Source organism: Paracoccus sp. J55 (assembly GCF_000513975.1).
Classification (GTDB): domain Bacteria; phylum Pseudomonadota; class Alphaproteobacteria; order Rhodobacterales; family Rhodobacteraceae; genus Paracoccus.
Window position 1 is genome coordinate 57,299 of sequence record NZ_AZVA01000001.1, and the last position, 11,986, is coordinate 69,284.

Below are 11,986 nucleotides of genomic sequence, written 5' to 3' on the forward strand. Positions count from 1 at the left end.
TGACGCAGACGCGGTCAGCCCGGCGTCGCGCCGGGTTCTGCGGCGCAGGCGGGCGCGCCGGCAGGCATCTGCCTGCGCAGCGCGCGGCCCAGGGTCTCGGTCAGGCCCAGCCCGGGCCAGGCCGCCCGGGCCGCCTGCAGATGCGCCTCGGCGCGCGCGCCGTCCTGCGCCTTGGCGGCGCGCAGGGCGGCGGACAGGCGCAGCAGCGGCTGGTCGGGCGCCAGCGCCAGCGCCGAGCCCAGCCAGCGGTCGCCGGCCTTGCGATTGCCGGCGGCGAAGCAGGCATCGGCCAACCGCTTGTGGGTCAGCATCTGCGCGGGCCGCGCCGCATCCAGCCAGTGCAGCAGCGCGAAGGCCCGGTTCAGCCGGCCATGCAGCCGCAGGACCGAGGCGCAAAAGCCCAGCCAGGCCGCATCCCTTTCGTCAAGCCCAGGGTTTTCGCCCCGGGCCAGCGCCGCCTCGATCTGCTGCAGCTTTTCCGCCCCCGGCGCGATCTTGCGCCACAGGTCGGGCCAAAGCAGCAATTCGCGCTGCGGGCCGGGGTCGCGGACGAATTCCGACCAGTCGATGCGCAGCGTCCAGAGCGGCAGCAGCCTTCCCTTGCCGTCCTCCGGATCCGGCTGGGCATGGATGGGCAGCAGGTCGGGCGCATAGCACAGCGCCCGGGCGGCGGGGCCGCCGCCGCGGATCAGCCGATGCGCCAGCGCCGGCATGATCGGGCCCTCGGCCGCGCGGCCGGTGAAAAGCATGCCAAGAAAGTCGGCCTCGAGCTCCGGCCCCTGCTCGCCGGTCACCAGCAGCACCTGCCGGCATTGCGGCTTGTCGCGGTTGCGCATCAAGGGCGCGTCAAGGCCCTGCTGCGCCAACCGCCGCGCCTTCTGCCTGCGCCGCGCCGACCAGGCGGCCAGGGCCAGCTCCCTGTAAAGAAACGGGAACCGCTCCAGCAGGTCGCGGCGCCCGGCCAGCGCGTCGACCAGTTCGCCGCCGCGCCCGCAGCTTGCGGCATGGCGCGCGGCATAGCTGACGCTCTGCGCCAGATCGCCGGGCGCGAAGAAAGTGTCGGGCCGCGCGATCACCCGGTCCAGAAGCGCATCATAGGCCGCAAGCCGCGGCCCGGCCTGCAGCGCGGCCGGCAGGGCCACGATGCGGCAATGCCCGATCATCGCCGCCGCACGCGAGAATGCGCTGTGGCTGGGCGCCCCGACCTCGGCGCAGCCGGCCATCAGCAAGAGCTCAAGCAGGTCGCGCTCGGCCGCGGACAGGGCGCCGGCCTTCAGCAGCTCGTGCACGGGCACCAGGCGCGGATCGCCCTGGCGCAGATGCTCGACCGCCGCAGGCGTGTCGGAAAACGCGATGACCGGCCCTTCGGCGCGGGCGACGAAGGCGCGGAAGAACTCGTCGGGCACATATTTCGACGCCCAGGAGGAATAGGACCAGGGATCGCCGTCCAGGATGTCGCCGCGCCGCACATGGATGGCGGCGGGCTGGCCGCCGCCGGCCTGCGCCAGGATGCGCCGGGCCCGCGCCAAGGCACGCGTCAGCCGCGGCGACAGGGCAAGCTCCGCCGCGGCCGCGCGCAGGCCCTCTGCGGCTTCCGCCTCGGTTTCGTCCATGAAGCGGATGATCTCGGACATGGCGTCGCATTCATAGCGCCGTCCCTCGGCCAGGCTGCGGGCGAAGCCGGCGCTGTTCATGCCCGGCGCCACGGCGGGAAGGTTGCGCAGGCCCGTCCGGCCGGGCGGGCGCGCGACGATGTCGATATGCGCGGCCACGAAATCGGGGGCCAGGAAATCGCGGGGATCGGCCAGTTCGGGATAGGGACCCTCGGGCTGCGAGAGCCAGAGATAGCGGCCGGGGACGCCGAACTTGCGCGACAGGCGCATGACATTGAGCAGGCAGATCAGCCGCGCGCCGATCCGATCCTGCCGGAAACCGATGATGGCATGGTCCTTCGTCATGCGAAACCGCCCCTTCGCCGCCCTTGCGGCTTGCAACCGCCCGCCCTCCTGCCTATCAGGGCGTGCCGCCACACAACAGCACGGAATCCCGATATGGACATCGCCGCCCGCCGCAAGGCCGATCCCGCTCACTGGCGCCTCGCAAACGCCATCCGCGCCCTCTCGATGGACGCCGTCGAGGCCGCGAATTCGGGCCATCCCGGCATGCCGATGGGCATGGCCGACGTCGCCACGGTCCTGTTCCGCAACCACCTGAAGTTCGACGCCGCCGCGCCGAACTGGTTCGACCGCGACCGCTTCGTGCTGTCGGCCGGCCACGGTTCGATGCTGATCTATTCGCTGCTCCATCTGACCGGATACGAGCAGATGTCGATCGACCAGATCCGCAATTTCCGGCAATGGGGCTCGATCACCGCCGGCCATCCGGAATTCGGCCATGCCGAGGGCGTCGAGACGACGACCGGCCCGCTGGGCCAGGGCATCGCCACCGCCGTCGGCTTCGCCATCGCCGAAGAGGCGATGCGCGCCCAGTTCGGCGAGGCGCTGTGCAGCCACAAGACATGGGTCATCGCCGGCGACGGCTGCCTGATGGAGGGCATCAGCCAGGAAGCCGTCGGCCTGGCCGGCCACCAGAAGCTGAAGAACCTGATCGTGCTCTGGGACAATAACGACATCACCATCGACGGCCGGGTGTCGCTGTCGGATTCGACGGACCAACTGAAACGCTTCGAAGCCTCGGGCTGGCGCACGCTTTCCTGCGACGGCCACGACCCCGCCGATATCGAGCGCGCGCTGGCCGATGCCGCCAGCGGCAAGGACGACCGCCCGGTCCTCGTCGCCTGCAAGACCATCATCGGCTACGGCGCGCCGAACAAGCAGGACAGCTCGGGCGTGCACGGCTCGGCCCTCGGCGCGTCCGAGATCTCCGCCGCGCGCGAGGTGCTGGGCTGGGATTCGCCCGCCTTCACCGTGCCCGAGGACATCCTGGCCGACTGGCGCGCCATCGGCGCCCGCGGCCGGGCCGAGCGCGAGGCCTGGGCGGCCCGCGTCGATGCGGCCGAGAACCGCGACGAATTCGCCCGCCGCATCTCGGGCGGCGTCAGCGACCGGCTGGCGCCCACCATCGCGGCGCTCAAGGAACAGGCGCTGGCCAGCAAGCCCAAGGTCGCGACCCGCAAGGCCAGCGAGATGGTGCTCGAGGTGGTGAACCCCGAACTGCCCGAGACGCTGGGCGGCTCGGCCGACCTGACCGGCTCGAACAACACCAAGACCAAGGATCTGGGCATCTTCACCCCGGAAAACCGCAAGGGCCGCTATGTCCATTACGGCATCCGCGAACACGGCATGGCCGCGGCGATGAACGGCATCTGGCTGCATGGCGGGCTGCGCCCCTATGGCGGCACCTTCATGTGCTTCACCGACTATGCGCGCGGCGCCATGCGGCTTTCGGCGCTGATGGGCCTGCCGGTGACCTATGTCATGACCCATGACAGCATCGGCCTGGGCGAGGACGGCCCGACCCACCAGCCGGTCGAGCATCTGGCGATCTGCCGCGCCACGCCCAACACGCTGACCCTGCGCCCCTGCGACCTGATCGAGACCGCCGAGGCCTGGGAAATCGCGCTGTCGAGCGAATCGACCCCGACGGTCATGGCGCTGTCGCGCCAGAACCTGCCGCTGCTGCGCGAGGATGCGGGCGAGAACCTGACCGCCAGGGGCGCCTATGTGCTGCGCGAGGCCAGCGCCGCGCCCCGGGTGATCCTGATGGCCTCGGGCTCCGAGGTGGAAATCGCCGTGGCCGCGCGCGAGACGCTCGAGGCCGAGGGCGTGCCGACCCGCGTGGTCTCGGTGCCGTCGATGGAGCTCTTCCGCGACCAGGAGGCTGAATATCGCCAGCAGGTGCTGCCCGCCGGCACCGTGCGCATCGCCATCGAGGCCGCGGTGCGCCAGCCCTGGGACTGGCTGCTTCTGGGCGAGCGCGGGCGCGAGGAGACCTCGGGCTTCATCGGCATGACCGGTTTCGGCGCCTCGGCCCCGGCGCCCACGCTCTACAAGGAGTTCGGCATCACCGCCGAGGCCGCCGTCGCCGAGGCTCGCCGCCTGCTCGGCTAAGCACTTACAGGCCGCGCCCGCCCCGGCGCGGCCCCCTCCCATCCCGCCGGCCCCGTCCCATCCCGCCGGCTTCTTCGTTCCCCCGAATACCCATGCCCCCGGCGCTCCGGGAAAGCCGCCGCGGCTGCCTTTCACCGTTTCCCAAATACTCATGGGACGGCGCGGCCCGGCCCTCGCGCCGCCCCCCATGGACCCTGCCGCCGCCCGCGGGCATAACCCCGGGGACAAGAGGGACCCGCCATGACACCGCCCCAACCCAGCCCCGGCGCCTTGCCGCCGATCCTCGCGCCCGCGGGCGATCCCGCGCGGTCCACGCAGCTGCGCGGCATCCTGCTCCTGCTGCTGGCGATCTTCCTGTTCACGCTGATGGATGCGACCGGCAAGCATCTCTCGACGCTCTACCATCCGGTGCAGGTGGTCTGGGTGCGCTTCGTCACCAACCTGGCCATCGTCGCGGTCATCTTCGCGCCGCGGCTGCGCAGCGCCCTGGCCACCCGGCGCACGGTGGTGCAGTTCTTCCGCGGCGTGACGCAGCTCGGCTCGATCCTGCTGTTCTTCAGCGCCTTGCAATTCATCGGCCTGGCCGAGGCCACCGCGATCATGGACATCAACCCGGTGCTGATCACGCTGGGCGCCGCGATCTTCCTGGGCGAATCCATCGGCATCCGGCGCATCCTCGGCATCCTTGCCGCGCTTTGCGGCGCGCTGATCATCATCCGCCCCGGCGCCGGGGTCTTCCATCCCGCGGCGCTGCTGGCGCTGGTCGCGGCCTTCACCTATGCCGCCGGCGCGATCCTGACCCGCATCGCGCGCAGCGATTCCACCGCGACCTCGGTCCTCTGGTCGGCGCTGGTCGGCTCGATCCTCACTACCCTGGCGGTGCCGTTCTTCTGGCAGCCCATCGCGGCGGGCGACATCTGGGCCTTCCTGCTGCTCGGCGGGCTCGGCACCGCGGCGCAGACGCTGCTGATCCGGGCCTTCTCGCTGGCCGAGGCCGCCGCCATCGCCCCCTTCGGCTATACCGGGCTGATCTGGGCCGGGCTCTGGGGCTGGCTGGTCTGGGGCACCCTGCCCGACCTTTGGACCCTTGTCGGCGCGTTGATCATCGTGGCCGCTGGCATATATGTCTGGATGCGCGAGGCCCGCGCCATGCACCGGCCCGCGTGAATCGAAGCCCAGAAGGCAGGACCGCGATGAGCGAGACCGAAACCCCCGAGCCCATCAGCCTGCGCGACCGCATCGCCAACGGCGCCTTTCTGGCGCTGATGGGCCTGGCCCGCATCCTGCCCTACGAACGGCGCATCCCGGTCATGGGCTGGTTCTTCGCCCATGTCCTGGGCCCGCTTGCCGGCTGGCGCAGGCGCATCCGCGCCAATCTCGCCATGGCCTGCCCCGACCTGCCCCCGGCCGAGATCCGCCGCCTGACCCGCGCCGTGCCGGACAATGCCGGCCGCTCGCTGGCCGAGACCTATTCGGGCGAGGAGTTCACCGACCGCATCCGCGCCTCGGATCCGCTGACCGGGCCCGGGCTTCCGGCGCTGGAGCAGGCGGCCGCGGCGGGCCGGCCCGTCATCCTGGCCGCCGCGCATTTCGGCAATTACGACGCCATGCGCGCGGCGCTGGCCGGGCGCGGCTGGCCGGTCGGCGCGCTCTACCGGCCGATGAACAACGAGGCCTTCAACCGCCATTACATCCCGGCGCTGAACGCCATCTCGCAGCCGATGTTCCCGCGCGGCCGCGCCGGGCTGGCCGCGATGCTGCGTTTTCTGAAGGGCGGCGGCTGGCTGGCCCTGGGCTTCGACCAGTTCGACGATCACGGCGCCGAGCTGCGCTTCTTCGGCCTGCCGTCCAGGACCGTGCTGACCCCGGCCGAGCTGGCGCTGCGCTATGACGCGCTGATCCTGCCCATCGCCGGGGTGCGCCAGCCCGACGGGCTGAGCTTCCGGGTCGAGGTCGGCGCGCCGGTGCCGCATGGCGAAGCCGCGGCCATGATGCAGGCGCTGAACGACGATCTGGAGCGGCTGGTCCGCGCCCATATGGAGCAATGGTTCTGGGTGCACCGGCGCTGGAAACGCAGGGGCTAGGCGGCGAATCCCTTTCCCTTGGGTTGTCCACCGGTCTATAAGAACGCCCAAATCCGCCGCGCAAGCAGAACGCGGGCCCCGACAACGACATCCAGAGGACGGCATGAGCGACGAATCCAAGAACGCTGGTCACGAGAAGCGCCATCACGAGGGCGATGTCGCCTTCATCCAGGCCCTGGCCGAACTGCTCAATCGCAACGAGCTGACCGAGCTGACCGTCAAGCGCGAATATGACGAGAACGACCGGCTGACCGTCAGCCTCTCCAAGCAGAACAAGCAGATCATCCAGGCCATGGCCGCGCCCGCCGCCGCCCCGGCGCCCGCCGCTCCGGCCGCCCCCGCAGCCGCCGCCGCCCCGGCCCCGACCGGCAACGAGGACCCGGCCAGCCTGCCCGGCGTCGTCACCTCGCCCATGGTCGGCACCGCCTATCTGGCGCCCGAGCCCGGCGCGACGCCCTTCGTCAGCATCGGCCAGCAGGTCAAGGAGGGCGAGACGCTGATGATCGTCGAGGCGATGAAGACCATGAATCACATCCCCTCGCCCCGCTCGGGCACGGTCAAGCGCATCCTGGTCGACGACGGCAGCCCGGTCGAATTCGGCGCCCCCCTGATGGTCGTCGAGTGAGGCCGGGATGTTCGACAAGATCCTGATCGCCAACCGCGGCGAGATCGCGCTTCGCGTGATCCGCGCCTGCCGCGAGATGGGCATCGCCTCGGTCGCGGTGCATTCCACCGCCGATGCCGATGCCATGCATGTGCGCATGGCCGACGAATCGGTCTGCATCGGTCCGCCGCCCTCCACCGACAGCTACCTGTCGCAGCCGGCCATCATCTCGGCCTGCGAGATCACCGGTGCCCAGGCCATCCATCCCGGCTATGGCTTCCTCTCCGAGAATGCCGGCTTCGTGCAGATGGTCGAGGATCACGGCATCACCTTCATCGGCCCTTCGGCGGAACATATCCGCATCATGGGCGACAAGATCACCGCCAAGGAAACCGCGAAATCGCTGGGCATTCCGGTGGTGCCCGGCTCGGACGGCGGGGTGGCGGACGTGGCCGCGGCCCGGCAGATCGCCGCCCGGATCGGCTATCCGGTCATCATCAAGGCCACCGCCGGCGGCGGCGGGCGCGGCATGAAGGTCGCCCATGACGAGGCCGCGCTGGAAAACGCCTTCCGCACCGCCCGCGCCGAGGCCAAGGCGGCCTTCGGCAATGACGAGGTCTATATCGAGAAATACCTGCAGCGCCCGCGCCATATCGAGATCCAGGTCTTCGGCGACGGTCGCGGCCGCGCGGTGCATCTGGGCGAGCGCGACTGTTCGCTGCAGCGCCGCCACCAGAAGGTGCTGGAGGAAGCCCCCGGCCCGGTCATCACCGCCGAGCAGCGCGCCCGGATCGGCGGCATCTGCGCCAATGCCATGGCCAAGATCGGCTATCGCGGCGCCGGCACCATCGAGTTCCTGTTCGAGGACGGCGAATTCTATTTCATCGAGATGAACACCCGCCTGCAGGTCGAGCATCCGGTGACCGAGGCGATCTTCGGCGTCGATCTGGTGCGCCAGCAGATCCTGGTCGCCGCCGGCGAAGAGATGGAGTTCCGCCAGGAGGATCTGAAGATCTCCGGCCATGCCATCGAGGTGCGGATCAATGCCGAGAAACTGCCGAACTTCACCCCCTCGCCCGGCACCATCTCGCAATATCACGCGCCCGGGGGGCTGGGCGTGCGGATGGATTCGGCGATCTATGACGGCTATCGCATCCCGCCCTTCTACGACAGCCTGATCGGCAAGCTGATCGTGCACGGCCGCGACCGGGAGGAGGCGCTGGCGCGGCTGAACCGGGCGCTCGGCGAGCTGATCGTGGACGGGATCGACACCACCGTGCCGCTGTTCCGGGCGCTGATCGAGAATCCCGACATCCAGCGCGGCGATTATTCGATCCACTGGCTGGAACGCTGGCTGGCCGAGATGGCCGCCGCCTGACCGATGCGGCTGCCGGCGCGACAGAGGCCCTGCGCATGAGCGGGGGCCTGACCGCCGAACGGATGCTGGCCGCCTATGCCCAGGGCGTGTTCCCGATGGCGCAATCCGCCACGGATTCGCAACTCTACTGGTTCGAGCCGGCGCTGCGCGGCATCCTGCCGGTGGGCGGGGTGCATGTCTCGCGCTCGATGCGGCGCTTTCTGCGGCGCTGCGACTGGCGGGCGACCATCGACCAGGACTTCGCGGGCGTCGTCGAGGGCTGCGCCGACCGGGCCGAGACCTGGATCAACGCGCCGCTCTTCGCGCTCTACCAAGACCTGTTCCGCATGGGACACGCGCATTCGCTGGAGATCCGCGCCGGCGACGCGCTGATCGGCGGCATGTTCGGGCTGACGCTGGGCGGGGCCTTCTTTGCCGAAAGCATGTTCTCGCGCCGGACCAATGCATCGAAGGCGGCGCTGATCTGGATGTCCTCGCATCTGGCGCGCTGCGGCTTCACGCTGTGGGACACGCAATATCCCAGCCCGCACCTGGCCTCGATGGGCGGGCAGACCATCATGCGGATGGATTATCGCCGGCGGCTGGCGGCGGCGCTGCAGGTCCGGGCGGATTTCACCGCGCATGCGCTGCCCGGGCTTCAGGCCCTGGTGCAGGAAATCACCCAGACATCGTAACGCGAATCGTCCAGCGCCGAGAGCGCCGGGGACGAGGCGATCATCCAGCCGGCGAACAGCCGCGCATTGGCCCGGCTGTCGGTGATCGTCAGCTCGGCATAGGCGTCCGAGGTCGGGTCGGCGGCCGGATAGCGGCATTCGGCCAGGCTGACCTCGAGCCGGCCGAAGGCGACCGATTCCCCCACGGTCAGGGTGAAATCCTCGGTCCTGCCGGTGATCTTGTCGAGCCCGCGCAGTTGCGCGCCGCTGCCGCGCGCGGTTTCCGGGCCGCGGGCCTGCTCGGCCGCCCGCTGGCGCTCGGCTGCCGAGGGTTCGGCCGGGACCACCGCCTCGGGGTCGTCGCTGAAGGCCGGATCGACCATCAGCTGCTGATCCTCGGCCAGGTCCTCCTCCTCCGGAGACTGGGCCAGGGCGGGGCCGGCGGCCAGCAGCAGGCACAGGCAGGCGCGGGTCAGGATATGCGTCATTGGCCGTCCTCCGAACTTTGCGAATCCACGAATTTCATCATCAGCGAGATCAGGCTGACCGCGCCCTGCACATCCTCGATCTCGGCGCCGGGCTCGAGGTCCTCGGGCGCCCCGCCGGGCTGCAGCTCGATATAGGCGCCGCCCAACAGCCCGTCCGACTGGATCAGCGCGGCGCTGTCGGCGGGCAGCCGGATGGATTCGGGCAGGCGCAGCCGCGCCTCGGCCAGATAGGTCTGCGGGTTCAGGTCGACGGCGACGACCCGCCCGACCCGGACGCCCGCCACCCGCACATCGGTGCCGACCTCGATGCCGTCGACATTGGGAAAGGCCGCGCGCAGCTCATAGCCGCCGCCCAGCTGCGCGGCGAGCCGGCTGCCGCCCGAGGTGGACCAGACCAGAAAGCCGGCCGCCACGGCCAGAACGGCCGCGCCAACCCAAAGCTCGGCTCGTTCCGCGGCGCTGTTCATGGGCTTACTCGGGCTGCCAGGCGTCGTAGTCGCGGCGCTCGACCGGCTGGGCACGATAGAGCGAGCCGGCCGGATGATAGGCCGCCGGCGTGCCGGTCTGGTTCGGCTCATGCGGCTTTTCCCAGGGCTTGTGGGCCAGCGGCTCGCTGGTCGGTGGCTCCTGGAAGGTGTGGTGCAGCCAGCCGTGCCATTCCGGCGACACCCGGCTCGCCTCGGCTTCGCCGTTATAGATTACCCAGCGCCGCTTGCCGTCGCGGGACTGGTAATAGATGTTGCCCTGATCGTCCTCTCCGACCTTTGCGCCGTAAAGCTTGGTCCAGACCTGGGTGTTCAGGGTCTGGCTGTTCCACCAGGTCAGAAAGCGAAGCAGAAACGACATGGGTGCGAACCTCTTCATAGGGTGTCGGCCGAGATATGGCGCAAGTTGCGGCCAAGGTCCAGAGAGGCTTGGACCGCCAGCCGCCGGCGGACGGATCGCCGCAGGGCCTCGCCGGCCGCGAGCCCCGACAAGCGGTGCCCGCCCTGCCCGTTACGGCGCCGAGGCGTTTCGCCTGTCCCAATCCCGAAACGCGGCCGCGCCGCCACAGTAAACCCCGAAGCGGCAGCCGACCGCGCGGCGCCGCGAGCGGCAAAGCGATCCTGACCCAAGACCGGTCGCATCCTTCATCGGCGGCGCGGCGGCTGCGGTTTCTCGGCAAGCTCAGCACCCCGCCCACAGCCTGCGGCCGCGACATGCGGCGCCTGCCGTGCTGACCATCCACGCGATCGACACGCTTGCGCGAACAGCCGGCAATGCGGGCGGCACGGCCGATGATGGCGCGGGCCCTCCCGGCGCCCTGGCAAAGACCGTTGCCGCACCTCGGCCGCGCCCTGCCGGCCAGCCCGTCTGGCCCGTTGCTGCGCCTTGCGCGTCAGCCCGCGGTCGCGGTTTCCTTTTTCGCATCCGTGTGGATCAGCAGCGGCTTGGCCGTGGGATTGTCCACCGCCTCCTCGTTGACCACCACCTCCTCGACGCTGTCCATGCCGGGCAGGTCGAACATGGTGTCGAGCAGGATGTCCTCCATGATCGAGCGCAGCCCGCGGGCGCCGGTCTTGCGCTTGATGGCGCGGCGGGCGATGGCGGTCAACGCGTCCTCGGTAAAGGTCAGCTTCACGCCCTCCAGATCGAAGAGCCGCTGATACTGCTTGACCAGCGCGTTCTTGGGCTGGGTCAGGATGGTGATCAGCGCCGATTCGTCCAGGTCGCCCAGGGTGGCGATGACCGGCAGGCGGCCGACGAATTCCGGGATCAGGCCGAATTTCAGCAGATCCTCGGGTTCGAGCTGCTTGAAGAGCTCGCCCACGCCCTTGTCGTCGTCTTCCTTGACCGCGGCACCGAAGCCCATCGCCGTGCCCTTGTTGCGCTGCGCGATGATGCGGTCCAGCCCGGCGAAGGCGCCGCCGCAGATGAACAGGATGTTGGTCGTGTCCACCTGCAGGAATTCCTGCTGCGGATGCTTGCGCCCGCCCTGGGGCGGCACCGAGGCGACCGTGCCCTCCATGATCTTCAGCAGCGCCTGCTGCACGCCCTCGCCCGAAACGTCGCGGGTGATCGAGGGATTGTCGGACTTGCGGGTGATCTTGTCGACCTCGTCGATATAGACGATGCCGCGCTGCGCCCGCTCGACGTTGTATTCGCTGGCCTGCAGCAGCTTCAGGATGATGTTTTCCACATCCTCGCCGACATAGCCTGCCTCGGTCAGCGTGGTGGCGTCGGCCATGGTGAAGGGCACGTCCAGGATGCGCGCCAGCGTCTGGGCCAGCAGCGTCTTGCCGCAGCCGGTCGGGCCGATCAGCAGGATGTTCGACTTCGCCAGCTCGATATCGCTCTTGGAGCTGTGGTTCAGCCGCTTGTAGTGGTTGTGCACCGCGACCGAGAGCACGCGCTTGGCATGTTCCTGGCCGATGACGTAATCGTCCAGCACGTTGCAGATCTCGCGCGGGCTGGGCACGCCGTCGCCGGACTTCAACGCCGAAGTCTTGGTCTCTTCGCGGATGATGTCCATGCAAAGCTCGACGCATTCATCGCAGATGAACACGGTCGGACCGGCAATCAGCTTGCGCACCTCATGCTGGCTCTTGCCGCAGAAGCTGCAGTAGAGCGTGTTCTTGCTGTCGCCGCCGGTCGGATTGGCCATCAGTTCATCCTCGTATTGCCCCGGAGGCCCGGCAAAAGCGCCGGACGACCGCCTGTTTCGGACGT

The 11,986-nt window shown here is 69.6% G+C and carries 11 protein-coding genes; 6 read left to right on the forward strand and 5 right to left on the reverse strand.

Annotated elements, in window-relative coordinates:
- Positions 1-14 precede the first annotated feature (14 nt).
- Positions 15-1,958, reverse strand: coding sequence for a hypothetical protein (locus PARJ55_RS0100280; protein WP_028711150.1), 1,944 nt, complete (start codon positions 1,956-1,958; stop codon positions 15-17).
- A gap of 93 nt (positions 1,959-2,051) precedes the next feature.
- Between PARJ55_RS0100280 and tkt the strand changes: the two genes are divergently transcribed.
- The 6 genes from tkt to aat all read left to right on the forward strand — a co-directional run bounded on the left by tkt (position 2,052) and on the right by aat (position 8,810).
- Positions 2,052-4,070 (forward strand): transketolase, encoded by a 2,019-nt coding sequence (tkt, locus tag PARJ55_RS0100285; protein WP_028711151.1) that lies wholly within the window; start codon positions 2,052-2,054, stop codon positions 4,068-4,070.
- 240 nt (positions 4,071-4,310) lie between these two features.
- Positions 4,311-5,237: a DMT family transporter gene (locus PARJ55_RS0100290; RefSeq protein ID WP_028711152.1), complete on the forward strand. Its 927-nt coding sequence runs from the start codon at positions 4,311-4,313 to the stop codon at positions 5,235-5,237.
- Positions 5,238-5,263: 26 nt separating this feature from the next.
- The gene (locus PARJ55_RS0100295; RefSeq protein ID WP_051416105.1) at positions 5,264-6,154 is read left to right on the forward strand and encodes a lysophospholipid acyltransferase family protein; all 891 of its coding nucleotides are present in this window, start codon (positions 5,264-5,266) and stop codon (positions 6,152-6,154) included.
- Between the two features lie 103 nt (positions 6,155-6,257).
- Positions 6,258-6,779, forward strand: a complete 522-nt coding sequence (gene accB / locus PARJ55_RS0100300) for an acetyl-CoA carboxylase biotin carboxyl carrier protein (RefSeq protein WP_028711154.1) — start codon at positions 6,258-6,260, stop codon at positions 6,777-6,779.
- A 7-nt stretch (positions 6,780-6,786) separates the two neighbouring features.
- The gene (gene accC / locus PARJ55_RS0100305; protein ID WP_028711155.1) at positions 6,787-8,136 is read left to right on the forward strand and encodes an acetyl-CoA carboxylase biotin carboxylase subunit; all 1,350 of its coding nucleotides are present in this window, start codon (positions 6,787-6,789) and stop codon (positions 8,134-8,136) included.
- Between the two features lie 35 nt (positions 8,137-8,171).
- Positions 8,172-8,810: a leucyl/phenylalanyl-tRNA--protein transferase gene (gene aat / locus PARJ55_RS0100310; RefSeq protein ID WP_028711156.1), complete on the forward strand. Its 639-nt coding sequence runs from the start codon at positions 8,172-8,174 to the stop codon at positions 8,808-8,810.
- On the opposite strand, the gene PARJ55_RS0100315 is transcribed toward aat, so the two are convergent.
- The 4 genes from PARJ55_RS0100315 to clpX form a co-directional block, all read right to left on the reverse strand.
- The gene (locus PARJ55_RS0100315) at positions 8,774-9,277 is read right to left on the reverse strand and encodes a DUF2155 domain-containing protein (RefSeq protein ID WP_028711157.1); all 504 of its coding nucleotides are present in this window, start codon (positions 9,275-9,277) and stop codon (positions 8,774-8,776) included. The genes aat and PARJ55_RS0100315 overlap by 37 nt on opposite strands.
- A complete protein-coding gene (gene mlaD / locus PARJ55_RS0100320; protein WP_028711158.1) occupies positions 9,274-9,744 on the reverse strand; it encodes an outer membrane lipid asymmetry maintenance protein MlaD in 471 nt (156 codons plus the stop codon). The genes PARJ55_RS0100315 and mlaD overlap by 4 nt, the downstream gene beginning before the upstream one ends.
- Before the next feature lie 4 nt (positions 9,745-9,748).
- The gene (locus tag PARJ55_RS0100325; protein WP_028711159.1) at positions 9,749-10,123 is read right to left on the reverse strand and encodes an NADH:ubiquinone oxidoreductase subunit NDUFA12; all 375 of its coding nucleotides are present in this window, start codon (positions 10,121-10,123) and stop codon (positions 9,749-9,751) included.
- 532 nt (positions 10,124-10,655) lie between these two features.
- A complete protein-coding gene (gene clpX / locus PARJ55_RS0100330; protein WP_028711160.1) occupies positions 10,656-11,921 on the reverse strand; it encodes an ATP-dependent Clp protease ATP-binding subunit ClpX in 1,266 nt (421 codons plus the stop codon).
- Positions 11,922-11,986 lie beyond the last annotated feature (65 nt).